Source organism: Kribbella sp. WER1 (genome assembly GCF_054189145.1).
This window is the reverse complement of the sequence record NZ_CM135186.1, coordinates 6,108,616-6,133,276: the sequence shown is the minus strand read 5'-3', so window position 1 is coordinate 6,133,276 and position 24,661 is coordinate 6,108,616. Positions and strand designations below refer to the sequence as shown.

General features: G+C 69.9%; 26 protein-coding genes, 2 tRNA genes and 1 pseudogene. 14 read left to right on the top strand and 15 right to left on the bottom strand.

The features are described from left to right. The first annotated feature begins 78 nt into the window (after positions 1–78). Complete coding sequence (locus tag ACXJJ3_RS29885) at positions 79–501, top strand: hypothetical protein (RefSeq protein ID WP_458165174.1); 423 nt, start codon at positions 79–81, stop codon at positions 499–501. Here ACXJJ3_RS29885 and ACXJJ3_RS29880 read toward each other — a convergent pair. From ACXJJ3_RS29880 to ACXJJ3_RS29835, 10 genes and pseudogenes are all read right to left on the bottom strand, one after another. Continuing rightward, entirely contained in the window at positions 489–3,167 is a 2,679-nt protein-coding gene (locus tag ACXJJ3_RS29880) for an ATP-binding protein (RefSeq protein ID WP_458171963.1), read from the bottom strand. The two genes, ACXJJ3_RS29885 and ACXJJ3_RS29880, sit on opposite strands and share 13 nt — an antisense overlap. 306 nt (positions 3,168–3,473) lie before the next feature. Further along, positions 3,474–3,656: pseudogene (locus ACXJJ3_RS29875) on the bottom strand (helix-turn-helix domain-containing protein); the annotation flags it as partial. Between the two features lie 919 nt (positions 3,657–4,575). Beyond that, a tRNA-Ala gene (locus ACXJJ3_RS29870) sits at positions 4,576–4,648 on the bottom strand. A gap of 73 nt (positions 4,649–4,721) precedes the next feature. Beyond that, entirely contained in the window at positions 4,722–5,519 is a 798-nt protein-coding gene (gene sepX, locus ACXJJ3_RS29865) for a divisome protein SepX/GlpR (RefSeq protein ID WP_458165173.1), read from the bottom strand. Between the two features lie 97 nt (positions 5,520–5,616). Beyond that, entirely contained in the window at positions 5,617–6,234 is a 618-nt protein-coding gene (locus ACXJJ3_RS29860; protein ID WP_458165171.1) for a GNAT family N-acetyltransferase, read from the bottom strand. Further along, positions 6,234–6,722 (bottom strand): MogA/MoaB family molybdenum cofactor biosynthesis protein, encoded by a 489-nt coding sequence (locus tag ACXJJ3_RS29855; protein WP_458165170.1) that lies wholly within the window; start codon positions 6,720–6,722, stop codon positions 6,234–6,236. Before ACXJJ3_RS29855 ends, ACXJJ3_RS29860 begins: the two co-directional genes overlap by 1 nt. Continuing rightward, positions 6,719–7,201, bottom strand: a complete 483-nt coding sequence (gene moaC / locus ACXJJ3_RS29850) for a cyclic pyranopterin monophosphate synthase MoaC (RefSeq protein ID WP_458165169.1) — start codon at positions 7,199–7,201, stop codon at positions 6,719–6,721. The genes ACXJJ3_RS29855 and moaC overlap by 4 nt, the downstream gene beginning before the upstream one ends. Next, positions 7,198–8,421 carry a molybdotransferase-like divisome protein Glp gene (glp, locus tag ACXJJ3_RS29845; RefSeq protein ID WP_458165168.1) on the bottom strand — a complete coding sequence of 408 codons (1,224 nt, stop codon included), beginning with the start codon at positions 8,419–8,421 and terminating at the stop codon, positions 7,198–7,200. The genes moaC and glp overlap by 4 nt, the downstream gene beginning before the upstream one ends. Before the next feature lie 57 nt (positions 8,422–8,478). Then, a complete protein-coding gene (locus tag ACXJJ3_RS29840) occupies positions 8,479–8,964 on the bottom strand; it encodes an N-acetyltransferase family protein (protein WP_458165167.1) in 486 nt (161 codons plus the stop codon). Further along, entirely contained in the window at positions 8,961–10,346 is a 1,386-nt protein-coding gene (locus ACXJJ3_RS29835) for a UTP--glucose-1-phosphate uridylyltransferase (RefSeq protein ID WP_458165166.1), read from the bottom strand. Before ACXJJ3_RS29835 ends, ACXJJ3_RS29840 begins: the two co-directional genes overlap by 4 nt. 65 nt (positions 10,347–10,411) lie before the next feature. Between ACXJJ3_RS29835 and ACXJJ3_RS29830 the strand changes: the two genes are divergently transcribed. From ACXJJ3_RS29830 to ACXJJ3_RS29820, 3 genes are read left to right on the top strand one after another with little or no spacing between them, the layout of a single operon-like run. Further along, positions 10,412–10,972, top strand: a complete 561-nt coding sequence (locus ACXJJ3_RS29830) for a 5-formyltetrahydrofolate cyclo-ligase (RefSeq protein WP_458165165.1) — start codon at positions 10,412–10,414, stop codon at positions 10,970–10,972. Beyond that, positions 10,965–11,840, top strand: coding sequence for an aminoglycoside phosphotransferase family protein (locus ACXJJ3_RS29825; RefSeq protein WP_458165164.1), 876 nt, complete (start codon positions 10,965–10,967; stop codon positions 11,838–11,840). Before ACXJJ3_RS29830 ends, ACXJJ3_RS29825 begins: the two co-directional genes overlap by 8 nt. Positions 11,841–11,862: 22 nt before the next feature. Then, positions 11,863–12,921: a serine hydrolase domain-containing protein gene (locus ACXJJ3_RS29820; protein ID WP_458165163.1), complete on the top strand. Its 1,059-nt coding sequence runs from the start codon at positions 11,863–11,865 to the stop codon at positions 12,919–12,921. Positions 12,922–12,924: 3 nt separating this feature from the next. Here ACXJJ3_RS29820 and ACXJJ3_RS29815 read toward each other — a convergent pair whose 3' ends face one another. Further along, positions 12,925–15,465, bottom strand: a complete 2,541-nt coding sequence (locus ACXJJ3_RS29815) for a penicillin acylase family protein (protein WP_458165162.1) — start codon at positions 15,463–15,465, stop codon at positions 12,925–12,927. A gap of 187 nt (positions 15,466–15,652) precedes the next feature. Between ACXJJ3_RS29815 and ACXJJ3_RS29810 the strand changes: the two genes are divergently transcribed. The 3 genes from ACXJJ3_RS29810 (at position 15,653) to mscL (ending at position 17,200) form a co-directional block, all read left to right on the top strand. Then, positions 15,653–16,006, top strand: coding sequence for an FmdB family zinc ribbon protein (locus ACXJJ3_RS29810; RefSeq protein ID WP_458165161.1), 354 nt, complete (start codon positions 15,653–15,655; stop codon positions 16,004–16,006). Between the two features lie 57 nt (positions 16,007–16,063). After that, positions 16,064–16,681, top strand: a complete 618-nt coding sequence (locus ACXJJ3_RS29805) for an SAF domain-containing protein (RefSeq protein ID WP_458165160.1) — start codon at positions 16,064–16,066, stop codon at positions 16,679–16,681. A 117-nt stretch (positions 16,682–16,798) separates the two neighbouring features. Beyond that, the gene (mscL, locus tag ACXJJ3_RS29800; RefSeq protein WP_458165159.1) at positions 16,799–17,200 is read left to right on the top strand and encodes a large conductance mechanosensitive channel protein MscL; all 402 of its coding nucleotides are present in this window, start codon (positions 16,799–16,801) and stop codon (positions 17,198–17,200) included. Positions 17,201–17,231: 31 nt separating this feature from the next. Here mscL and ACXJJ3_RS29795 read toward each other — a convergent pair whose 3' ends face one another. The 4 genes from ACXJJ3_RS29795 to ACXJJ3_RS29780 are packed head-to-tail and all read right to left on the bottom strand — an operon-like array spanning position 17,232 to position 19,294. Further along, positions 17,232–17,738: a GNAT family N-acetyltransferase gene (locus tag ACXJJ3_RS29795; RefSeq protein ID WP_458165158.1), complete on the bottom strand. Its 507-nt coding sequence runs from the start codon at positions 17,736–17,738 to the stop codon at positions 17,232–17,234. Positions 17,739–17,748: 10 nt separating this feature from the next. Next, complete coding sequence (locus ACXJJ3_RS29790) at positions 17,749–18,393, bottom strand: alpha/beta fold hydrolase (protein WP_458165156.1); 645 nt, start codon at positions 18,391–18,393, stop codon at positions 17,749–17,751. Further along, complete coding sequence (locus ACXJJ3_RS29785; protein WP_355700801.1) at positions 18,390–18,530, bottom strand: hypothetical protein; 141 nt, start codon at positions 18,528–18,530, stop codon at positions 18,390–18,392. Before ACXJJ3_RS29785 ends, ACXJJ3_RS29790 begins: the two co-directional genes overlap by 4 nt. A 17-nt stretch (positions 18,531–18,547) precedes the next feature. Further along, on the bottom strand, positions 18,548–19,294 hold the full coding sequence (locus tag ACXJJ3_RS29780) for a hypothetical protein (RefSeq protein WP_458165155.1): 747 nt from the start codon (positions 19,292–19,294) through the stop codon (positions 18,548–18,550). Between the two features lie 207 nt (positions 19,295–19,501). Here ACXJJ3_RS29780 and ACXJJ3_RS29775 point away from each other — a divergent pair, with 207 nt between their 5' ends. From ACXJJ3_RS29775 to ACXJJ3_RS29745, 7 genes are all read left to right on the top strand, one after another. Continuing rightward, positions 19,502–20,107, top strand: coding sequence for a hypothetical protein (locus ACXJJ3_RS29775; RefSeq protein ID WP_458165154.1), 606 nt, complete (start codon positions 19,502–19,504; stop codon positions 20,105–20,107). Between the two features lie 136 nt (positions 20,108–20,243). Next, on the top strand, positions 20,244–21,515 hold the full coding sequence (locus ACXJJ3_RS29770) for an alpha/beta fold hydrolase (RefSeq protein ID WP_458165153.1): 1,272 nt from the start codon (positions 20,244–20,246) through the stop codon (positions 21,513–21,515). A gap of 92 nt (positions 21,516–21,607) precedes the next feature. Beyond that, the gene (locus tag ACXJJ3_RS29765; protein ID WP_458165152.1) at positions 21,608–22,090 is read left to right on the top strand and encodes a SigE family RNA polymerase sigma factor; all 483 of its coding nucleotides are present in this window, start codon (positions 21,608–21,610) and stop codon (positions 22,088–22,090) included. A gap of 9 nt (positions 22,091–22,099) precedes the next feature. After that, the gene (locus ACXJJ3_RS29760; protein WP_458165151.1) at positions 22,100–22,705 is read left to right on the top strand and encodes an META domain-containing protein; all 606 of its coding nucleotides are present in this window, start codon (positions 22,100–22,102) and stop codon (positions 22,703–22,705) included. Between the two features lie 92 nt (positions 22,706–22,797). Continuing rightward, positions 22,798–24,087, top strand: a complete 1,290-nt coding sequence (locus tag ACXJJ3_RS29755) for a hypothetical protein (RefSeq protein WP_458165150.1) — start codon at positions 22,798–22,800, stop codon at positions 24,085–24,087. A gap of 34 nt (positions 24,088–24,121) precedes the next feature. Continuing rightward, positions 24,122–24,197, top strand: a tRNA-Arg gene (locus tag ACXJJ3_RS29750). A 23-nt stretch (positions 24,198–24,220) separates the two neighbouring features. Further along, complete coding sequence (locus ACXJJ3_RS29745; RefSeq protein WP_458165149.1) at positions 24,221–24,571, top strand: DUF3040 domain-containing protein; 351 nt, start codon at positions 24,221–24,223, stop codon at positions 24,569–24,571. Positions 24,572–24,661 lie beyond the last annotated feature (90 nt).

The window sequence follows — 24,661 nt, the reverse complement described above, 5'->3', positions numbered from 1 at the left end:
AGGCTGACGGCGGCAGCGACACCTAGGTTCGGGTCAGGCCGCCGTACGTGCGGCTGTCCAACCACTGAAGGAGTCGTTGTGGGTCTGTCCGTGCGAAGAATCTCCGTGCTGATGACGGCGCTCGTCCTGCTGATGTCGTCCGCCGTTGCGGTCCGGACCGCGAGCCGGGCGGAGGCCGTGACCTGTGTCAGCTCCAGGAACGAGAGCTTCCATGTGAGCGCGGGCATCGGGTTCGGCTACCTCAAGTGGCCGGGCGGGACCGCCAAGGTACGGGTCACCTATCGGACCGCGAGCAACACCAAGATGATTCGGGTACGGATCCGGCAGGGCACGTCCAGCACCTTCACCACCCTGCAGGGGAACTCGGGCCGCGAGGTCACCAAGACCGTGAACCTCGGCTACCACCCCCGGAGCAGCGAGACCATGCTGTGGTTCGAGCCGCGGGGCGACAGCGCGATCACCGGCCGCATCGTCTACTCGTACTGCCTCTACAAGGCCTGAGACCTGGTTCTGGCCTCGGCCTCGAGTCGCCGGTAACCGCAGGCTGCGGCGATCACCGCAGCCTGCTCGGCGGCCGCATCCGCGGCCTTCTGATCGCCGGCAACGGCCCGAGCAGCGGCCAGCGCGAGCAGTGCCTCGGCTTCGAGGTACGGGTACGTGTTGCGTGCGATGCCGAGGCAGGTCTCGATCCACTCAGCAGCGGCCGGGGTGTCGCCGATCGCGAGGTGCGCCTGCGCCACCGTGGCCGCCGTCTGCGCCTGGGCTTTCGGATCGCGGACGACGAGTGCGAGCTGGTGCGCGCGGAGTGCGGCCTGCAAGGCGGCCTCCCCGTCACCACGCCCGCTGTGCAGCCGCGACCACTCGTCCAGGGTCGACAGCTCGCCGCGGAACTGGGCGCGACGCTGGTACGCGGCCATGAGGTCGCCCAGCAGTACGGCGGCGCGCTCGGTCTCGCCCGACTGGCGCAGCGCCGCCGCCAGGTTGCCGCGGATCGTGAGTACTGACGTCTCCAGGGCGTTCCCGTCGAGCTGCAACGCGGACTCGAACAGCCGGGCGGCCTCCTCGAGTTGACCCTGGTACAGGCGGGTCATGCCCAGGCCGTTCAGCGCGACCGCGCGCACGTGTCCGTCCGGCTCGGCGGTGGTCAGGTCCAGCGCCCGGCTCATCCACAGCTCGGCGTCGTCCAGCCGGCCACGCTCCAGCTGGAGCCAGCCGACCTGGTGCGCGAGGTAGGCAGCCGAGGTGGGTCTGCCGACAGCTACCGCGAGTGCGTGTCCGGACAGGCAGTCGGCCAGCGCGTCCTCGTCCCGTCCGACGGCGCCCAGCGCCTGGCCGCGGTTGATGAGCATCGCGACCTGCGCGACCTCGTCACCCGCGTCGATGGCGGCGGCCATTCCGGCCTGAGCAGCCGGCAGCCATCCGTCGGCGTCCCGGCGGATCAGGAAGTACCCGCGGAGCTGGTCGGCGATCCGCCAGGCGAGCGACGGTTCGCCCTGCAGCGCCGCCTCCTGCACGACCCCCACGAGGGCCCGGACCTCGTCGTCGAGCCACCCGAGCGCTGCCTTCTCGGCGGGACGGCTGTGTTCCCCGGCGGGAGTGGTGTGCGGGGGCAGGCGGACGAGTTGCGGGTGGATGACGTCGACGGCGGCCGTTGCGGTGTCGGCGTACCACGAGTGGAGCCTGGCACGGGCGGGCTCGCGTTCGGGGTCCGCAGCCAGTAGGCGTTCGGAGTACAGGCCGAGCAGGTCGTGGAACCGGTAGCGGTTCGTTGCCTGCTGCAACAACATGTTCGCGCCGAGGAGGTCCTCCAGGATCCGGTCGGCGGCGGCGTACGGGACGTCGAGGAGGATCGCCGTACTGTCCGTGCTGAAGTCGTCGCCGGGGTGCAGGCTGCACAGCCGGAAGGCGCGCTGGGTGTCCGGGGCGAGGTCTGCGTAGCTGAGCTGGAAGCTGTTGAGGACGCTGGACTCGCCGACGCTGAGCTCGGTGAGCCGGCGGTTGCCGTCGGACAGGCGGCGGGTCAGATCGGCCACCGTCCACACCCGCCGGGTCGCGAGCCGCGCGCCGGCGATCCGCAGCGCCAGCGGGAGCCGCGCACAGGCCTCCGCGAGCGCGCCGAGGTCCGCGGTGTCCGACGTCCTCGACGTGGACACGATCAGCGTGACCGCGTCCTTCTGCGGGAGCGCCTCGAGGCTCACCACACCGGCAGCCGGAACCTCGGGCAGCCGCCGTCTGCTCGTCACGATCACGTCGCTGCGCCCCGCCCCCGGCAGCAAGGGCCGTATCTGCGCGGCGTCGAGCGCGTTGTCCAGCAGGAGCAGCATCCGGCGGTCGGCGAGCTCGCTCCGGAGCAGCGCGGCCGCCTCGGTCACGTCCGTACCGATCCGACGGCCCGGTACCCCCAGGGCCCGCAGGAAGCGTCCCAGCACCTGCAGCGGTGCCGGTGCGGCGGTGTCGTTGCCGCGCAGGTCGGCGTACAACTGGCCGTCCGGGTACTGCTCGCGGAGCCGATGCGCGGCCGTCAGCGCCAGGGCTGTCTTCCCGACCCCGGGGATCCCGTCGATCAGCACGACCCGGGACGACAGCGCACCCGACCGTCCGAGCGCGGTACGGATCGCCGCCAGCTCGTCGGTCCGTCCGACGAAGTCCGGCGGCGCGGACGGTACCTGTTGTACGACGTGCCGCTCGGCCGGCGGCCGCAGTACGTCGAGATGAACCGCGCGCAGCCGCTCCCCCGGGTCGACGCCCAACTGCTCGGCCAGCGCGGACCGGACCCGCTCGTACCCGGCGAGCGCCTCCGCCTGTCTGCCGGCTGCGGCGAGCGTACGGATCAGCTCGGCGTGTAGCGGCTCGTCGAGCTCGTAGCGCTCCGCCAAAGCACGAAGACGTTCCAGGGCTTTCTCCGCCACGCCGAGGTCCCGCGCCAACGCAGCCAGCGCCCGTACGGCGTCGACGTACTCGTTCGAGACCGCGACGTACACCGGATCACCGGCAAGCTGCTCCACGTCGGTCTCGCCCCGCCACAACCCCACAGCCTCCAGCAGCATCCCCAACGCTGCCTCCGGCTCAGCCCGCCCCGCCCGCGCCACGAGCCCGCGGAAGGTCAGCAGATCAAGGTCCCGCTCCTCCAGCGCCAGCCGATACCCACCCCCGCCGGCAACAACCACCGGAGCCGACTCCCCCGCAGACTCAAGCAAACGCCGCAGCCGGGCCACCCGAGAATGCAGCAAACTCACAGCATTCGCGGGAACCTCCCGAGGCCAGAGCACCCCCACCAACTCGTCCTGCCCCACAACGTCCCCCGCCGCCACCGCCAGCCGCCCCAGCAACGCACGCTGCCCAGCGGACTTCACCCCAACCGCAACTTCCCCCCGCCGAACCTCAAGCCGCCCCAGAACCCCCACCCAAACCCGCCCACCACCAACATCCGCCACAAACCGCCCAACCCTCGCGGCCGCCTGCAACTCCCCCACCTCACGAACCCCAAGCCCCAAAGCAGCAGCCAAAGCCGCCACCGACTCCCGCTTAGGACTCCGAGTCCGCCCCTGCTCAAGATCCCGAACAGCCCCCGTGCTGATCCCCGCCCGCAACGCCAACTCCCGCTGCGTCAATCCCCCATCAAGCCGAAACCCCCGCAACAACTCACCAAAGGGCACCCCCAAATCCTACGAGCCAAGCAAGTCACCCACACACCCAACACAACCCCAGCAGCCGAGCAGCGAAGGCAAGTCACCGACCCACCCAACCCCAGCAGCCGAGCGAAGCGAGGCGCACCCGCCGCGGAGCGCCCAGCCCGCCCACAGCAGCCGAGCGCAGCGAAGGCGCACCGGCGGTGAAGAGCCGAAGCCCGCCCACAGCAGCCGAGCGCAGCGAAGGCGCACCGGCGGTGAAGAGCCGAAGCCAGCCACAGCAACCGAGCGCAGCGAAGGCGCACCGGCGGTGAAGAGCCGAAGCCAGCCACAGCAACCGAGCGCAGCGAAGGCGCACCGGCGGTGAAGAGCCGAAGCCAGCCACAGCAACCGAGCGCAGCGAAGGCGCACCGGCGGTGAAGAGCCGAAGCCAGCCACAGCAACCGAGCGCAGCGAAGGCGCACCGGCGGTGAAGAGCCGAAGCCAGCCACAGCAACCGAGCGCAGCGAAGGCGCACCGGCGGTGAAGAGCCGAAGCCAGCCACAGCAACCGAGCGCAGCGAAGGCGCACCGGCGGTGAAGAGCCGAAGCCAGCCACAGCAACCGAGCGCAGCGAAGGCGCACCGGCGGTGAAGAGCCGAAGCCAGCCACAGCAACCGAGCGCAGCGAAGGCGCACCGGCGGTGAAGAGCCGAAGCCAGCCACAGCAACCGAGCGCAGCGAAGGCGCACCGGCGGTGAAGAGCCGAAGCCAGCCACAGCAACCGAGCGCAGCGAAGGCGCACCGGCGGTGAAGAGCCGAAGCCAGCCACAGCGGCCGAGCGCAGCGAAGGCCTAGGGGGTGCGGGTGGCGGAGCCCCCGCTTGCGGCAAGCGAAGCGCAGCCGCACAACACGACGAAGGCGACCCGCCCTGCGCTTTCCGCAGGCACGAGTCGCCTATCGCCTTCGTGGAGCTGAGGGGATTCGAACCCCTGGCCTCTTCGTTGCGAACGAAGCGCGCTACCAACTGCGCCACAGCCCCAGGCTTGTCCGCCGGGTTTCCCTGGCGACCGCGAAACTCTAACACGTGGAGGCCCGCGATCTAAAACTGGATATCAGTCGCCGACGGCGCGCTTCACCTCTGGCTCGACGACCGGCTGGGGGGCCGGGGTTTCGGTGGCGGCGGGCTTGTCCGCGGGGTCGGTGGTGCGGGCGCTGGAGAACACCGCGTCGTCGGTGAGGGAGATGGTCCGGACCGTGCGGTCGGGGGCCTTTTCCTTCATCACGTACGTCGGCAGCGTCACCGGCACCGGGTCCCACAGGCCTTCCGCGGCCGGCTTGTCTTCCTTGGCGGCCGGCGCGGGAGCGGGGGTGGGTTCGGCGGGGAGCTTGACCTCGATGGTCAGCTCTTCGTCGGGGGTGGGTGCGGGCTTGCCGGCCGGGCCGCGGTCGTGCTTGGCGCGGACGCGGGTACGCCGTTCGGCGGCGGCCGCGGCGCGGTCGCGGGCCTGGCGGCGCAACTGCACCCGGGTGAGGACGACGAATCCGCCGATCGTTGCCCCGGGCACCGCGACGCTCCACCACGGGACGATCGCGAGGCCGGCGAGGCCGACGACGGACAGCAGCGAGAGTGTCAGGATCGACAGCACCCGCCGACGGCGCATCGCGGCCACCCGGCGGGCTCGGTTCGGGATGTAGCGCTTCGGCGGTGACGGGTCGTCGGCCGCGGCGGATCCGGCCGGGCGCACGACGTACCGTGGCCGGGAGGGATCGCGGGACAGCACGCGCGCTTCGTCGGAGGACGGGACGACCGGCTTGCGCCGGGCTTCGTCACCGCGCTTGAGCCACATCGGGACGAGATAGGCAGCCCACGCGGCGACAATCGCCACATAGATCAAACCTGTCGTCCCCATGCGACGACGCTAAGGCGCGGCGGGGGCCAGATGAGGTACGTGGCACGGTGTGTCGCAAGAAGACTCGTGTGACTGATGTGAATAGCACGCAGCGTAGTCAGGTCAGTCGCGCTACGAGACCGGGTCCGACCTCTTCGATGTTGAGGGCAAAGATCCGGTGGTCGCGCCAGTCGCCGTCGATGTGCAGGAACCGCGGCCGCTCGCCTTCGTAGCGGAAGCCGAGTTTCTCGACGACGCGCAGACTTGCCTTGTTCTCGGGGCGAATCGCGACTTCGATGCGGTGCAGGCCGAGGGTGAACCAGCAGTGGTCGGCGGCCATCGCGACGGCGGTCGGCACGATGCCGCGGCCGGCGTACTGCTCGTCGACCCAGTAGCCGAGGTTGGCCCAGCGCGCGGAGCCGTAGGTGATGCCGGACACGGTGAGCTGGCCGACGAGCGGCCATTTCGCCCGGGCGCCGGCGCCGGCGGCTCCGCCGTACGTGATGACGAACGGGAGCATCCGCCCGAATCTGGCCTGCCGGTTCCAGTCGCGGGCCATGGCACGGAAGGTGCGCGCGCCGTCTTCCGCGCCGGGCGGTTGGGTCGCGTCCCAGGGTCGGAGCCAGCTGACGTTGCGTTGCCTGGCGGCGGCCCATTCGCTGCCGTCGCCGGTCCGCAGCGGCCGGAGTCCGACCTGCCCGTGCTTGAGCTCCACGGGCCAGTGCACGATCGCCATCAGTCGGTGTCCGTCCGCACGTGGTCTCCGCCGTGCACCTGCTCGACCGCGTGCCGCAGCAGCGGTTCGAGGACGGCGAGGCCGTCCTTCACGCCGCCGCGTGATCCGGGCAGGTTGACGACGACCGTGGTACCGGCGACTCCGGCCAGGCCTCGGGACAAGGCCGCGGTCGGTACGCCGTTCGCGATGCCGTAGGCCCGGATGGCTTCGGCGATCCCGGGCACGACCTTCGTCAGCACGGCCGCGGTCTGCTCGGGGGTCTCGTCGGTCGGCGAGATCCCGGTACCGCCGGTGGTCAGCACGACGTCGTACGACGCGTCGACGGCTGCTCGTAACGCCTCGCCGACGGGCGCGCCGTCCGGGACGACGTCGGGGCCGGACACGTCGAATCCCCATTCCGCCAGGCGGGACGCGATCAGCGGGCCGGTGGTGTCGGTGTAGACCCCGGCGGCGGCGCGGTTCGAGACGCTGACGACGAGGGCTCTCACGGCCGCTCCCAGTGCCCGGTCTTGCCGCCTTCTTTCAGCTCGACCCGGACGTCGGACAGCACGGCCGCGGGGTCGAGGGCCTTCACCATGTCGATGACCGCGAGCCCGGCGACGGCGACGGCGGTCAGCGCCTCCATCTCGACGCCGGTCCGGTCGGTGGTCTTCACCTGGGCGCGGATCAGGACGGCGTCGTCGGCGACCTCCAGGTCGACCTTGGCGCCGGTGATCGCGATCGGGTGGCACAACGGCACCAGGTCGGGGGTCCGCTTGGCGCCCATGATCCCGGCGATCCGGGCGACGCCGAGCGCGTCGCCCTTCGGTACGCCGTCACCGCGGAGCGCGGCGACCACCTCGGCGGACACGAAAACCTTGCCGCTGGCAACGGCCCGCCGGGCGCCGACGTCCTTCGCGGACACGTCCACCATCCGCGCCGCCCCGGTCTCGTCGACGTGGGTCAGGCCGGTCGGCCGATCAGTCATCCGGTCTCCTCAAGCAGCATCAGCTCCACCTGATCGCCGGACCGGACCGACGTCACGTCCTCCGGCACCACGATCAGTGCGTTCGCCCGGCTCAGGCCGCCCAGCAGGTGCGAGCCGTGCCCGCCGACTGTACTGGCCATCCAGCCCTCGTCGCCGGAGGTGGCCGCGGCGCGGACGAACTGCCGACGCCCCGCCGGTGAGCTGAACCCGTCGAGCGTCACCCCCGGGACCAGCGCCCGCCGGTACGGCATCTGCCCCATCATCTTGCGCAGCGCGGGCCGGACGAAAACCTCGAACGAGATGTACGCCGAGACCGGGTTGCCGGGCAGCGTGAAGATCGGCACCTCGTCCTCGCCGATCACCCCGAACCCCTGTGGCTTCCCGGGCTGCATCGCGACCTGCGGGAAGTCGACGGTGCCGAGCTTGGACAGCTCTTCCTTGACGATGTCGTACGCGCCCATGCTGACGCCGCCCGTGGTGATCACCAGGTCGGCCCGGACCAGCTGGTCGGACAGCGTGTCCATGATCCGTTTCGGGTCGTCGTCGACGATGCCGACCCGGTACACCACCGCGCCGGCGTCGCGGGCGCACGCCGCCAGGGTGTAGCTGTTCGAGTCGTAGATCTGCCCGTCGCCGAGCCGGCTGCCCGGCTCGCGCAGCTCGGCCCCGGTCGAGATCACCACCACCCGCGGCCGCGGTCTCGCCTTCACCCGGGACCGCCCGACCGCCGCCAGGACGGCGATCTGCCGCGGCCCCAGGACCGTGTCCTGGTCGAGGACCTTGGTCCCGGCCGTGACGTCCTCGCCCGCATACCGCACCGAACCGCCGACCGGTGGCTGCTGGGTGATCCGGACCGTGACGGTCCCGCCGTCGGTCCACTCGACCGGCACGACGCTGTCCGCGCCGCGCGGCATCGGCGCGCCGGTCATGATCCGCACACAGGTCCCGGGGGTGACCACGATCGGCTCGCTGCGCCCGGCCCGGAACTCGCCGACCACCGGCAGCCCGATCGGGTTCTCGTCCGAGGCTCCGGCGAGGTCCGCGGCCTGCACCGCATACCCGTCCATGGCCGAGTTGTCGAAGCCCGGCAGGCTCACCCCCGAGACGATGTCCTCGCAGAGCATCAGCCCGACCGTGTCCATCAACGGCTGCTCGAACGCCGGCAGGGCCGTCACCCGTCCGAGGACGTCCTCGAGATGCTCATCAACACTTCGTCTCACGAGCTCGACCTTAATCGACGGCTCGCGGCTTTCCGGCGATAGTTCCGGAGGAGTGCGTCAAGAAGTCCGGCCGGGTTCCGATTCGGGGTGATTCCCCCACGTCATCCGGACGTCCGGGGCGTGCTCCTCGTTCGCGGAGCCGTCGGTACGGCGTACCTCCAGGAAGCCGTGCCGCCGGTAGAACGACTGCGCCCGCAGGTTGGTCTGGAACGTCCACAGCGCCAGCCCACCCGGCCGGAGGTCCTTCGCCAGGTCGACCAGCACCGCCCCGATCCCCCGCCCGGCCGCCTCCGGTACGACGTACAGCTGGTCGAGGTCGTCGCCGTCCAGGGTGAGGACCGCGACGATCCGGTCCTCGTCGAGCGCCACCCACGTCTGCCCGTCCGGCAGCAGGACGTCGGCGAACCAGCCGGCCACCTGCTCCGCGGTGTGGATCGCGGGCGGCAGCTGGGACCCGTCGGCGTGCCGCGACCGCCACCAGACGGCGGCGGCCTCGGCGGTGTCGGACGGCTCCAGCGGACGGACCAGGAGGTCGTCGGTCAACGCAGTTCGGTTCCGTCCGGGATCACCCGGCGCTCGCCGGCCGGTGCGGTCACCTCGACGTCCCCGACCACCGCGATGTCCTTGCCGAAGGCAACGTCACCGCGGACCGCCAGCCGGTCGGCGGCGACCAGCGACGGCGGCCCGGCCGGGAACCGCGCCTCGAAGTCGGCGAGGATCTTGAAGTACTCCGGGTCCAGGTCGACGTACGGCTCGTCGCCCTCGTGCTTCGTGGTCAGCTCGCCGACCTCGTCCAGCTCGTAGACGTCCGAGCGCAGCACGAGCAGGTCGTTCGTGGTCTTCACCGGCTTGAACCGGCCGCGGTCCACGATCACCGCCTGCGATCCCTCGAAGGTCTCGATCGCGGTGCCCATCCCGGTCTCCAGCTGGATCACCCTGGGCGAGGTCGGGTCGGCCGGGTCGACGGTCTTGCGGTTCACCATGATCGGCAGACCGAGGACGCCGTCGTGCCCGGCCATCAGGTCGGCCAGCCGGTCCAGGTCGATCCACAGGTTGTTGGTGTTGAACATCTTGTGCCGGGAGATGTCCTGGAAGTACTGCGTCTCGTCGTCCGCGACCTGGGCGCTGTCCCGCAGGATCAGCCGCCCGTCGGACTTCCGGACCGCGACGTGCCCGCCCTTGCGGTCGGACCGGGTCCGCCGGCAGACCTCCATCCCGAACGGGACGTCGTGCTCGGCCATCCAGGCGGCGATCCGCGGGTCCGGGGTCGCGCCGAGGTTGTCGGCGTTCGAGATGAACGCGTGCCGGAAGCCGTGCTCGCGGAGCGCGTCGAGGGTGCCGGAGGCAACCAACGCGGTGAACAGGTCGCCGTGCCCGGGCGGGCACCAGGCGAGCTCCGGGTCCGGCTCCCACTCGGCCGGCGTCAGGTCGTCGGCGAGCAGCTTCGGCTCCATGTTCTGCAGGAAGTCGAGCGGCAGGCCGTCGATCGCCAGCCCGTCGTACTCGCCGAGGATCCGCAGCGACTCGGTCTTGGTGCGGAACGAGTTCATCAGCACCAGCGGCAGCGGTACGTCGTACTTGCGCCGGATGCCGAGGATCTGCCGGGCGATGATGTCCAGGAACGACAGCCCGTCCTTCACCGGCAGCGCGGACTTCGGGCCGGTGACGCCCATCGACGTGCCGAGGCCGCCGTTGAGCTTGATGACGACCGTCTCGGCGAGCGCGGCGCGGAGCGCGTCCGGGTCGGTGTCCAGATGGTCCAGGTGCGGCAGGTCGCCGACCGGTTCGATGTCCTGCTCAGGGATCTTGCCCTGCTGCCCGGACTCGAGCAGTCGGTAATAGTGCGTGAAGACGCGTATTGCAACGTCGGCCGCACCGGCCGCGCGCATCTTCTCCTGCGCTTGTCTGAGACCCACCTCACCCATGCACCAACCCTAGGGGACGGCCGGTAATCCCAGTGTTGCCCGCGTCACGCTCATACGATCGGAGAGTGAACTTGGCGAAGGCCGTGGCGCGGCAGCAGTTCCTGGAGGCGCGGGGTGCCCGGCACCACGCCGAGGGACTGCTGGCGAGCGCCCAACGGGTGCTGCCCGACGTCTATCGGGTCGCTCTGTACGTGTCCATGGGTCCTGAGCCGCAGACCGGCGCGCTGATCGACTGGCTGCTCGCCACGCACCGGGAGGTGCTGCTGCCGATCCTGTACGCCGACAACGACCTCGGCTGGGGCGTTGCCCCCGGCGCGGCGGACCTGGTGCCCGGCCGGCTCGGCCTGTCGGAGCCACCGATCGACCTGGGCTCCGACGCGATCGCTACCGCCGATCTGGTCATCTGCCCCGCCCTGGCGGTCGCCCACGACGGCGTACGGCTGGGACGTGGCGGTGGCTCGTACGACCGCGCCCTGGCTCGTGTCCGTTCCGGTACGCCGGTCTGGGCCGCCGTGTACGACACGGAGGTCGTCGACACGCTCCCATCCGACGCACACGACCGCCCGGTGGACGCAGCGCTCACACCTAATCGTTTGATCGCCCTGCGAAGATCAGGGGATGACTGAGACCGCTGTTCAAGCAGCAGCCACAGCCGCACGTGCCCTCGGCCTGACGGTGACCGACCCAACTGTTCTCTACGAAGCCTTCTCGACGGTGGTGCATCTAAAGCCGTCGCCTGTGGTCGCCCGAGTCCCGATGCTCCTCCCTGCAGGTCTACAGGAGCCAGAGCCCGCCGTACGTCGCCAGCAGCGCGAGATCGATGCTATGACCTGGCTGGACGCCCAGGGCGTTCCTGTCGTGCAGTCGGCCCACCCGGTGCCGGTAGAGCAGGACGGGCTGTGCATGACGTTCTGGAAGTACGTCGAAGTGGACCAGGCGGCTGAGCCGGACTACGCGGGTGCGACTGCACGTGTACCGGAGCTGCACGCCCAGCTGGCGGGTTACCCCGGTGAGCTGCCGTGGATGACGCCCCTGCGGCTGATCGGTCCCGGCCTGGCATCAACCGAGGCTGTGCCGGGTCTGCTCGAGCTGGAGGACGTGGAGCGTGCGCAGGCCGAGTGGAAGGTGCTGGAGCCGATCCTGACCAGCCGGTCCGGTTTCCAGGCGGCCTTCCCGTCCGTGGCCCTGCAGCCGATCCACGGCGATGCCCCGTCGTGGAACCTGATCAACACGGTCGACGGTCCGCTGTGGGCCGACTTCGAGGATGTGTGCATCGGCCCGCGCGAGTGGGACCTGGCCGGGTTCGGCCCGGACATGTGCCGCGCGTACGGCGCTCCGCTGGACCCGCAGGTCATGCAGCTGATGGACCTGGCCCGGGCCCTGCAGGTCCTGGTCTGTACGCCGCTGGTGCCGCAGTTCCCGGCGCTCGCTGACGGCATCCGGATGTTCGCTGACCAGTGGCGAGCGATGCCGTTCGCCGCCGGGCTCGGCTGAAATTTGGGCTGATACTGGACTGATGCTGAACACGTACGTCGAGAACGGCGCCGTCCCCGGTCTGATCAGCCTGGTCAGCCGGGGCGACGAGACACACCTCGAGGTCCACGGCCGGCTCGCGTACGACGGCCCGGACCTCGAGCGGGACAGCCTGTTCCGGGTGTCGTCGTTCACGAAGCCGATCACGGCAGCCGCGACCATGCTGCTCGTCGACGACCTCCAACTGTCACTGGACGCGCCCGTCCCCGACGTACTGCCGGAGCTCGCCGATCCCGTCGTGCTGCGGACGCCGGACGGGCCGGTCGACGACACGATGCCGGCCGCGCGGGCGATCACGACACGGGACCTGCTGACGTTCCGGCTCGGCCTGGGTGAGTCCGACAACCCGGGGCTGCGTCAGCGCGAGGAGGAGCTCGGCGTACGGACGTTCGGGCCCCCGATCCCGCGGACGGACCTGGAACCGGACGAGTGGATGCGGCGGCTCGGGACGTTGCCGCTGCAGTACCAGCCGGGTGAGCGTTGGTTGTACGCCACGGGGTCGCATGTGCTCGGCGTACTCATCTCCCGGGTGTCAGGGCAGCCGTTGGAGGAGTTCCTGCGCGAGCGGCTCTTCGAACCGCTGGGAATGCGTGACACCGGGTTCACCGCGGCGGACCCGGCACGGCTCACCACGGCGTACGTCGGAGAGGACGTGCTCGATACGGCGGCCGAGAGCCAGTGGCTGACGCCGCCGCCGTTCCCGGACGCTGCGGGTGGGTTGATCTCGACCGTGGACGATTTCCACGCGTTCACCCGGATGCTGCAGAGCGGCGACCTGCTGTCGCGGGAGGCCGTGGCCGAGATGACCACCGACCAGCTCACGCCGGAACAGCGCGCCGGGGCCGGTGACTTCCTCGGGCCGGACACCGGCTGGGGGTACGGGGTGTCCGTCGGCGACGACGGGCGGTACGGCTGGGCGGGCGGGCTCGGCTCGCTGTGGTCGACCGCGGCCGACGGGACCATCTCGATCCTGTTGACCCAGCGGGCGCTCTGGACCTGGCCGGAGGAACTGTTCGCCGAGGCCAGCGCGCCCGCGTGGTAGCCGCTAGTTGTCCGGCTTGGTGAAGGTCAGGGAGTGCTTACGGGCCGCCTCGACCGCGCCCTTCGTGTACGCCCAGGGCAGGGTCTCGCCCTTGACCCACAGCTCCGTCTGATCGGTGTAGTTGGACGAGTACGCGTGCCCGGAGACACCGGTCAGGTTGATCCAGCGCGACTTGTCGAAGTCGGACAGGTCGACGACCATCCGCATCGACGGCGTCGACGTCACTCCGTACCCCTCGGAGGCGTCCCAGGAGGTGGCGTCGACGATCGACGTACCGCCGCCGAGCTCGTACGGGCCGCGGTTGAAGATCCGCTCGACCAGGCCGATCCCGGACTTGCCCAGCGTCTGGTTGGTCAGCGTCAGCTTGTGCAGCCGGCCCCACTGCCAGTTGGCCGGCTCACGGGCCATCTTCTGGGTGATCTCGGTACGGGCGTTCACCAGCGCCTCGCGGAGGATGTCGTCGCGGCTCTCCCGCTGCGGCGTCCGGATGTCGTCCCACCAGCCGCTGTTCGGCTGGCCGAGCAGCGTGTGGATCACCTCGAACCAGCGGGAACCGCCGTCCGGCCAGGTGCCCTCGGGGAGCTGATCGTGGAAGGTCAGCGAGAGCAGGTTGCGCCAGACGACGTTGAAGTACGCCGCGGCCGCGGAGTCCGGCGGCTGGGTGAAGTCCCAGTTCCGCAGGGTGTCCTGGCCCTGCCGGTCGAACGCGTCGTTGATGCTGATCCGCAGCAGGTACGGCACCAGCATCTCGGCGGCCTTGTTCTTGGTGTCCAGCTGGATCGACGCCATCGCGTTCACGTCCAGCTTCCCGGCGGCCTTAATCCGCTCCAGGATCTGCTGCGCGCGGTACCCGTAGTCCCAGGAGTTGGTCAGGTAGTACGAGTACGTGTTCGGGACCACGGCCTGGTTCGCGGTGACGATGATGCCGCTCGGTGGATCGAGCTCGGTCGGCAGTGCGTCGAACGGGATGTAGCCCTTCCAGTAGTACCTCGGGTCCCAGCCCGGCACCGGCCAGTCACCGCGGCCGACCGAGCGGATCGGCACCAGCCCGGGGGCCTGGTAGCCGATGTGGCCGTCGGTGTCGGCGTACACCAGGTTCTGCGAGGGGACCTGGAACTGCTGCGCGGCGGCCCGGAACTCGGTCCAGTTCTGGGCGGTGTTGATCGCGAACAGCGCGTCCGCGGTCTTGCCCGGGTTCAGCGCGGTCCACTGCAGGGCGACGCCGTACGCCTTCGGGTACTTCGCCTGCGAGGCGGCGATCTCGCCGACCTTCTGCTCGTCCGTGCCGACGTCCGAGATCAGCGGACCGTGCCGGGTCTCGCGGACGGTGATCTTCACCGGCTTGTCCTCGCCGGCCACCTTGAACGTCTCCTCACGGGTGGCCATCGCGCGCCACTTGTTGTTGTAGAGGACGTTGTTGCCGTCGACACGCTCCAGGTAGAGGTCCTGGACGTCGGGGTCGAGGTTGGTGAAGCCCCAGGAGATCTTGTTGTTGTGGCCGATCACCACGCCGGGGAGGCCGGAGAAACTGAAGCCGGAGACGTCGAACGGGCAGGCCTTGCCGACGTTGTTGCAGTGCAGGCCGACTTGCGTCCAGATGCCCGGCATGGTCGCGCCCAGGTGCGGGTCGTTCGCCAGCAGCGGCTTGCCGGTGGTCGTGTGGTCTCCGGACACCACCCAGGAGTTCGAGCCGACGCCGTCACCCTGGCCGAGCAGCTCGGGCAGGCCCTTGGCGACGCTCTGCACGGAGTCGAGCGACTTGAGCAGATCCTTGGTCAGCATTCCCCGCCGAAGCTCCGGGCTGACCGGGGAGAGGCTGAACTTCCCGTTCTTGCCGACCGAGCCGGCCGACATGATCGGCTGGTTCCGGTCGTACGGGTACTCCGGGTAGAGGCTCTCGATGTTGCGCGCCGGGAACGCCGCGAGCAGCTTGGTGCGGGTGATCTCCTCGTCCAGGTTGCCGCCGAGGTCCCAGGCCATCGCCTTCAGCCAGGCGAGCGAGTCGGTCGCGGTCCACGGCTCGGGCGTGTAGTTCTTCGGACCGCCCGGCTGCAGCGAGAGGACGCCGTACTCCAGGCTGAGGCCGGAGCCGCTGTGCGTGGACAGGTAGGCGTTGACCCCGCGCGCGTAGTCGTCGAGGTACTGCCGGGTGCTCGGGCTGAGCAGCGGCAGCTCCTTCTCCGCGGTGCGCCGCCAGCCGAGCGTCCGGACGAACTTGTCGGTCTCGAGCGCGGTCTTGCCGAACAACTCGCTCAGCCGGCCCGCCGTCACGTGCCGGCGGAAGTCCATCTCGAAGAACCGGTCCTGCGCGGCGACGTAGCCCTGCGCGGCGAACAGGTCGGCCGGGCTGTCGGCGTAGATCTGCGGGATGCCGTTGGCGTCCCGGACCACGTTCACGTCACCGTCGAGCCCCTCCAGGTCGATCGTTCCTTCGTACGTCGGGAACGAGTGGCGGACGACGTAGACGGCGGTACCGGCGATCACCAGGAGGACCGTGGCGAGGGCGATTCCGCTGATGATGACGACTCGAAGCAGGCGACGCACGGACCAACCGTAGAGAATGCGGGCGTCCTCCCCAAATGGGGTGCCTCACAACTTTGCGTTGCTCTGCGTTCGCTGGACAGGGACGCAGAGTTGAGGTAAGCAAGCGTGGGTTTGGAATACTTCGGTCGCCTGGCGCATTATTAGCAGTCGGGTAGTAGGAGTGCCAGCGGCTTGAAGGGAACCGACCGTGCCGACGTACCAGTACCAGTGCACCGACTGTGGCGAAGCGCTCGAGGTGCGCCAGAGCTTCACGGACGACGCGCTGACCGTGTGCCCGAACTGCCAGGGCAACCTGCGCAAGGTTTTCAACGCCGTGGGCGTGGTGTTCAAGGGCTCCGGGTTCTACCGCACCGACAGCCGGTCCTCCGGCAACGGCTCGGTGCCGGCGAAGTCCGACTCGTCCTCCTCGAGCAGCTCCAAGTCCTCGGACTCGTCGAGCTCCCCCTCCACGTCGTCCGGCTCGTCCGGTACGTCGGGCTCCTCCTCGTCCTCCGGTTCGTCCTCCAGCGGCTCCTCCTCCTCGGGGACCAGCGCGGCCTGACCGCTGCCTGTGGACAACTGAACGGCGGGTGCCGGCGAAACTCGTACCTTCTCCGGCATGAATTTCTCCTCGCTGTTCCGTGACCTGCTCCGGGCCGCCCGGTGGCACCGTCGGCTGCTGGCCGGCGCCACCGCGGCAGCCGCCGTGTACTTCGGACTACTCGCCCTCTCCCCCGCGCCACCGCCGACGGTCGCGGTGCTCGCCGCCGCGCGCGATCTCACCGGCGGCGCCGTGCCGACGAAAGCCGATCTGCGGACCGTCGCGCTGCCTCCGGGCGCCGTCCCGGCCGGGGCGCTCAGACCTGACAGTGCGCTGACCACCCGCGTGCTCAGTGGTCCGGTCAGAGCCGGTGAGCCGCTGACCGACGCCCGCTTCCTGGCGCCTCCGGCCGTGCCGTCCGGGTCCGTCGCCTATCCGTTCCACATCGACGACGCCGACATCACCACGCTGCTCCGCGTCGGCGACCACGTGAATCTCTACGCCGCCTCCAGTACGACGGCCGATGCCGCGCAACTCATCGCCCGCTCCGTGCCCGTGGTGGCGCTGCCGACACCCCGCGCGAGTACCTCGGGGGCGCTGATCGTGGTCGCGACCGCGCCCGACGTAGCCACCCGACTGGCCCAGGCCAGTACGAATTCCCGCATCACCGTGGCGCTGGCGCCGGACACCGGATGATCACAGTGTGAGCAGGTGACAGCACGATGCGTGGCCGTGCGGCGCGGTCCCTCGCCTGGGCGACCTTGCGGTCCTACCTTGTCCGGGTACAACCACCCGCTTCGTGGAGGCACCACAATGCTCAAGGGCTTCAAGGAATTCATCATGCGCGGCAACGTCGTCGACCTAGCGGTCGCCGTCGTCATCGGAGCAGCGTTCGGCACGATCGTCACGGCCGTCGTGGAGAACTTCATCAACCCGTTGGTCGCGGCGATCTTCGGCAAGGCCGACGCCTCCAAGCTGTTCTTCTTCAAGATCAACGGTGCCGAGTTCCACATCGGCGTCATCGTGCAGGCGGCGCTGAACTTTCTGTTCGTCGCCGCGGCCGTGTACTTCTTCATCGTGATGCCGCTCAACAAGCTGAACGAGCGGCGCAAGCGCGGGCTGGAGCCCGAGGAGGAGGCCGCGGCGCTCACCCCGGACCAGGAGCTGCTGACCGAGATTCGGGATCTGCTGCGCGCCAACCGGCAGGACCACTAACAGCTGCCGCAGGCAGGTGGGTGCACCATCCTCAGCCCCTGAGCTCGCCGGCGCTCACCTGCTCACCGGCGTACCGCATCCAGCGGTACGGGACCGGCTGGCCGTCGTTCCACTCCTCCATCAGCCCGGCCGGCACGTCGACGAAGCCGCTGCGGTGGTACGCGCGGATCGCCGGGGCGTTCTCCGGGCGGACCCGCAGGAACACCTCCGAGTAGCCGGCGTCCAGCGCCGGTCCGAGCAGTGCCCGGACGAGCTCGCCGCCTAAGCCGCGGCCGCGAACCGCCGGGTCCACGATGATCCGGGCCAGCTCGACCTCGTCCTCCTCGTCGTCCAGCCACACCTCGCCGTACCCGACCGGCCGATCGCCGTCGAACAACAGATAGGAGTGGATGTCCGCGTCACCCGTCCGCCAGCGTTCTCGCAGTTCCTCCGGGAACGGGTAGGCCACCCGTCCGGACAGCAATGCGACTTCCTTCTCGTCCACGGCCCAGCCCGCGACCTGGACCCCGTACCCGTCGTCGAACCCCCGAAGCTCCACGCTCTTCCCCTCAGTTGACGAACTCCACGATCGTTCGCACCAGCTGATCCAGGAACGGCGGGAATCCAGGTGTCGGCGGTTCCGCACACCCGGTCAGCTCGCGACTCCCCCGGATCGAGCACAGCAACGCGTCGACCGTCTTCCGCTGATGCGACGGATTCTCCGGCACCGACGGCAACACCGCCACCCGGATCCGGGCCAGCGCCGCCAGCTCCGGATCTCTGACCCCGCGCAGAATTCCACCCGTGAGCAGCCCGTCCGCGACATCGGCCGGACAGCCGCGGTTCATCATTCCGGTCCGGGCGCGCTCGTTCCCGGCCGGGTCGTCGCCGGTGGCCGGCCAGGCCAGCAGTAGCCGGTCGACACGTTCCGGAAACCTCGCCGCCAGCAGGACAGCGGCCGTACACCCATTGGAGGCACCAACGATTCGCACCGGACCGGAACGTTTCGCCAGGTGTTCACCGAGCGCGGCGGCCTCCTGGTCCCATCCGGCGGCCCGCGGCGGCCGATCGGGCGCGAGCACCTCCACCTGCCCGGACCCGTCCGGATCGAGCGCGGCGGTCAGGGCGGCGGTGATGCCCGGCGTATCCCAGAAGGCATCGGCGTCCATGGCGTCCCACAGGCCGCCATGGACGAGAAGCACCGAGGTCGTCATCCGTGGTGCGGCGGAACCTCGTTCAGGATGCGATCGTCGTCGTCACTGCCGAAGTCGTTGTCGCCCCAGGTGCGCGGGTCGTCGTCGCGGGTCTGGTCGGGCAGCAGCGGCTCGTCGTCCTCGTACGGGCTCGTCATGCATCCAGATTACCGAGTCAGCGGCGGTCTTCGGGATTGAGTTTCGAGCGGATCAGGTTCTCGTGCGCGTTCCCGGTCGAGTAGTTGCCGGTGTCGGCGGGTCGCTCGTCCGGGATCTCGGCGGTCGCGTCGTACGGGACCTCGTCCGGGGTGACGGGCCCGCGCGGGGTCAGCGCGGCCTGGACGAGCGGCGCGATCCCGGGCTCGCCGTGCCAGCGGCCGTTGCCGTGCACGCACCAGGCCGCCAGCACCGCCAGCGTCGGCGTGGACAGGCCGCCGATCCGCAGCGGTACGGCGTTCTGGAAGCCGAACGTGATCGTCCAGTTCGCCGTATCGGGGTAGAACTCCTGGACGGCGCTGTAGTAGAAGCTCATCCAGCCCTTGGTCGGCAGGTGACACATCAGCCGCAGATTGGTGGCCAGCACCGGCAGCTCCTGGACGTCCCGCCAGGAGGCCTGCATGTCCCGCTTGGCGGCAGCCTTGCGGCTCGCGTTCACGGCGGCGTTGGCCGCCATCATGCCGAGCACCATCCCGGGCTTGCCGATGAAGAACCCGCCGCTGGTCGTGTAGCGCCCGTTCCCGCCGTAGAGCCGCGAGTACTGCGCGGTCGTCTGGAGGTAGGCCTGCTCGTTCGGCTCCAGGACGACGCCGAACACCCGGAGCGGTTGCGGGACGTTGCCGTCGAGCAGCCAGCGCGCCCAGTCGATCCCGAGCTCCCACTCCTGCTGCGCGGCGGCCTCCGCGTTCGCCTTCTTCCTACCCACGAGACAGCATCCTAGGTGCGCACGGGGACACCGGCAGCTTGTACGGGGTCGGCGGCGCGGCCAGTGCGCGAAGGTTACAGCTGTGCCTCGGTTGCGGATCGATCCTCCGGCGTGACCGGATAGACGCGCCGCCGTGATGTTCCGGCACGCCGGGTGAGACTCCGGTCCACCATCATGTTGCCCCTGCCAACCCGGAAGGACCGAGTCGTGAGTGCACAACGGACACGGGGCCTGATCGGTGCGACGCTCGTCGTGGCTGTGCTCGGAATCGCCGCCGCCTGCGGCACCGAGAACGCCTCGTCCCCGCCCGCCGCCCAGCCCACTGCCCAACCCACCGACAGCCCGTCGGCGACCCCGAGCCCCACCCCCACCGGCACCCCGAGCACGGACTGCCCGAACACGATCACCGCCGTCCGCACCGCGACCGAGAAGGTGGTCTGGGGCGAGGGCGCGGCCACCTCGAAGTTCGTCCCGGTGAGTGTGACGATCTGCCAGTACGACGCCCAGGCGACCGGGCAGAACTACGCGACCGTCACCACGAAGCGCACCGGCAAGCAGGCCACCGAACTGTTCGCGCTGGTGAACGCGGCGAAACCCGTCGCGAAGAAGCCGAGCATCTGCACCAAGGAACTCGGCCCGACCTACGTCCTGCGGTTCACCGGCAACGACCGCGGCGTGCTGTCGTTCACCGCCGAGGCCTACGGCTGCCGCCGCCTGGTGGCAACCTCCTTCGAAGGGCAGGGCAAGCCCGGCGTGCTGCCGGCGGCCCGTCAGGTGACACCCGAGCTGATCAAGTCGCTCGGCCTGCGCTGACCCCGTCCCGGACGTGCACCCCGAAGCCGTCCGGGAGGGGTCGAGCCGCGCCTGCCTCGCGGGTCCCTGTCAAGGTTGACCCGCGGGGCAGGTCTGCGGCGTTCACGGCTGCAGCTCTCGTGCCGATACTGGGCAGATGCGAACGATCCGGCTGCTCTGCGCGGTGCTCCTGGCCTGCACCGCGTGTTCGAGCCCGCAGCCGGCGAAGACGTCCTGCGTCGAAGGTTTCACGTGTACGTCGCTGCACGTCCCGCTCGACCGCTCGCGCCCCGACGGGCCGGCGCTCGACCTCCCGGTGATCGCGGCGGACAACGTCGACGCTCCGCGCGGCGTACTCCTGCTGCTCACCGGCGGCCCGGGGCAGCCCGGCGTACCGCTCCTGCCGGTGCTGCGGAACAACGTGGATCCAGATGTACTACGTGAGTACCGGCTCGTCATGTTCGACCAGCGCGGTACCGGAGCCGGTGGCATCAATTGCGCTGCTCTCCAGGAGACAGTCGGCGGCTCCGACTTCCTCACCCCACCGGCCGAAGCGGTCGACCAGTGCGCGAAGCAGCTCGGCTCCAACGCCGGGTACTACGGCACGCCCGACACCGTCGACGACATCGAGCAGCTGCGCCAGACCCTCAAGGTGGATCGGCTGACGCTCGACGGCACGTCGTACGGGAGCTTCACGGCGGAGCATTACGGCTTGAAGTACCCGGGCCGCGTGCAGGCGCTCGTGCTGGACTCCGTCGTACCGCACAAGGGCTTCGACCCGCTGGGCGTCGATCAGATGGCGGCTACAAGCGCGGTCTGCCAGGAGTGCGCGACGGATCTGGCCTGGCTGGTGCGGCACGGCGTGAGTGGCACCGACCTGATGGAGATGCTGTCCGTCTCGAGCCTCAACTCCGTCAACCCGACGCTCCAGGGGATCCCGGCCGCGTTCCACGCAGCACGCAACGGTGACGAGTCCACGGTGAAGGAGCTGATCCAACGGACGACCAGCAAGGGCCTGCCGTACGACCAGCTCTCCGCGGGACTCCACCTGGCCACCCTGTGCTCCGACCTCCGCTTCCCGTGGTCAGGCAAGCCGGACCGCCAGGCGGCGCTCGACGACGCCGTACGACGCTTGGACCCGAAGAAGCTCTACCCGTACGACGTGACGACCGCCCGGGAGCAGCTGATGATCCAGGGCTGCCTTCGGTGGCCGACTGCCCGGGTGTCGACGTACCCAACGGCGCAGGAGCTGTTGCCGCGGACGCTGATCCTGCACGGGAGCAACGACCTGTTCTGCCCACTGGACTGGTCCAGATGGGAACAGGCCCACGCCCGCGCGGCACAGCTGGTCGTCATCCCAGGCAGCGGCCACAGCGTCCAGCGTGATCCACGAGGGAAGCAAGCGGTCCGCACGTTCCTGCTGCACTAGAGATCGAACTGTGCGGGAAAGGTTGCAGCAGCCGCACGACTCGATGCGTCTAATAGGTGTGAGGAGTTGTACGCCCAGCCAGGGAGTGGCGAGTGGAGTTCGAGGAGTACGTGTCCGCCCGCGGACAGGAACTGGTGCGGCTCGGGTTCACCGTCTCCGGCGACTACCAACGGGCGGAGGACCTGGCCCAGATCGCGTTGATGCAGGCGTTCCGCAAGTGGCGGAAGGTGCGCAACGCGGACGACCCGCACCACTACGTCCGCCGGATCCTGGTGAACGAGTACCTGTCGATGACCCGTCGGCGCTCGTTCACCGAGGCCCCGACGGCCGACCTGGACCCGCAGCACACGGTGCCCGACCACGCTGCCGGCATCGCGAACTCCGACGACCTGTGGCAGGCGCTGACCACGCTGTCCGCCCGGGAGCGGGTCGTGCTGGTCCTGCGCTACTACCAGGACCTCGACGACCAGACGATCGCCGACCTGCTCGGCATCAAGCCGTCCTCCGTCCGCGCGACCACGAGCCGAGCGCTCGCCTCGCTGCGGAAATCCAGAACGTCCGACCGCGTCACCTGAGGGGTTGAAGTGGGCAACACCGATCTCGAGGACGACCTCCGAGGCACTTTCGAACGCGCCGCGGCGAGCGTGCCGCAGACCGCGGGCCTGACCGAGCGCGCCACCACCGGCGCCCGGCGCGCACAGCGCCGTACCTGGATCGGCACCGGCGCGGCCGCTGTCGCGGTGGCCGCGGTCGCCGTGGCCGTCTTCGGGCTGGCCGGTTCGCAGAACAAGCCCACCCAGACGCCGGTCGCCGGCGGCCCACAACCGGCCGCGACCTCGCCGTCCGCGCAGGCGGTGACCGCGCAGACTGTGTCCGGCACCTGGCGCGTGCAGCAGATGGCAGGCTTCAAGGCGCTCAAGCAGGCCCGGCCGGATGACCCGGTGCTGGTTTTCAAGGCAGACGGCACCTGGAGTGGTTCGGACGGCTGCAACGGCCTGCAGGGGACCTACAGCATCGGCCAGCGCGGCGCGTTCAGTGCGACGGTCGGGCCGCAGCACATGATCGGGTGCGACAACGTGCCGCACACCGGCGTCCTGACGTCGGCCAAGCGGATCGCGGTGAGCGGCGACACGCTGCAGTTCTTCGCCGCCGACGGCGCTCAACTTGCGAGTTACGCTCGCGCACGGTAGTCAAATCTGCTCGCGGACGGTGACCACCACTTGACGGAACGGAGTTCCTGACCGGACCATCTAGTGGTTGGTTCACCGACGTTGGGAGCTTCGTGCGACTCTCCGTTACCGTCCCGCTGGTCACACTCGGCTCCGTCTCACTCTTCGCAGTCGCTCTCACCGCCCCCTCCCAGGGCGCGGTGACAGGCGCCGCGGCCTGCTCCCACGCCCGGCCGAGTGTGAGCTCGACCGAGGCGACGCGGCTCGCGCAACCGACGTCCGCATCCGACGCCCGCCCGCTGGGCGAGTCGCTCGGCGACGGCATCACGACCGCGATCCGTTCTCTCGAGCCGCTCGACGCGACCGGCCGCCCGACGTCCGGCCTGCCGTACGGGCTCAGCCAGGGCGTCGTCGGCGTGGTCGGCTCGGCCACCACCGGGTACGAGGTCGTGGTCGACTCCGCGCACCTGGACACGAAGAAGTACCAGTCCGCCATGGCCCGGAACCTGCCGACGGCCGGCAAGCAGATGGTCAAGGTGGAGCGCAGCTGCCGTTCGGCCGAGGCGATCGCCGACACCTGGCGGACGATCGGCAAGCGCGCGTGGTCCGGGGACGCCGCCCGTACGACGTTCTCCGCCGACCTCGACCCGTCCAGCGAGAACGTCGTCGTCGAGTACGACCAGGCGACCACCTCCCCCGCCGCACTCGCGGGCCTCCGCGACGTGTCCGGCGTACAACTGGTGGCTGGTTCGCTCGCCCGGACCTCGCGGCTCAGCGACACCCCGAAGGGCGGGCACTGGGGCGGCGCGCGCATCACCTCCGCGGCGAAGAACTGCTCGGCCGGGTTCTCCGTCGTACGCCGGTCGAACGGTCAGCGCGGCTCGGTCACCGCCGGGCACTGTGGCGCACCGGGGACGGTGTGGCAGTCCGGCACGAACTACTACGGCACCACCACGGTCCGGACGAACTACCCGGACTACGACCAGTCGCTCGTCACGGGCAGCTCGTACGGCGCGAAGATCTGGACGGACGGGCCTGGGGACACCGTCAAGACCCGTACCGTCACCGGCGGCGGCGACCCCGGCGTCGGCACGGTCGTCTGCCAGTCCGGGAGCTTCAGTACGTCGGTGTGCAACCTGACGGTCCGCTCGACGTCAGCCAGCTACTGCGACACCGACGGCTGCACGACGTACGTCATCCGCGCCACCCGCGGCGGCCTGGTCGCGATCATCGGCGGCGACTCCGGCGGACCGGTCTACTCCCGCCGCGGCAGCAGCGGCGCCACCATCCGCGGCATCACCTTCGCCGGCGCCGGCTGCGCCGCCTCCCGCTGCACCACGCTGTACGCCGAGCGCTACAACTCGATCGCCGGCCACCTGGGCGTCACCGCCCTGACCGGCTGACCCCCTCCACCTCCGCTAAGCTGTCCCCGCGTGCGCCCCCGTAGCTCAGGGGATAGAGCGTCGGTTTCCTAAACCGTGCGTCGCAGGTTCGAATCCTGCCGGGGGCACCAGCGCTGCTGTGAGGAGAACCCCTGTGAAACTGAGCGACGACGAACAACGGAAACTGGGCGCGCTGGAGCGTGCGCTGCGCAGCGAGGACCCGGGACTCGACCACCGGCTCGCCAGGATGCGACTCGGTGGGGTCGCGTCGCTGCATGCGGTGCTCGTGCTGGCCTTCGGGGTGATGATCGGGGTGGCCCTGGTCGCTCTCGGTGATCAGCTCGCGGTTCCGGCCCTGCTGGCGGCGGGTCTGGTACTCACGGTCACCGTTCCGGTGGTGTCGGTCGTCTGGTGGGCGCGCCGGTACTACTGCCGGTACTGCGCCGGAACCTCGCCGGCGCCGGCGAACTGGTGCGCGCGCTGCGCACGGCCCACGCCTGTCTGATCGCTCCGACCGGCGCGTGGTTTCTCGCGAAATCGAACTACGCTGAGATGTACGTCACTCAAGGATGGCGCGCGTAGTGCCGGTGATCCG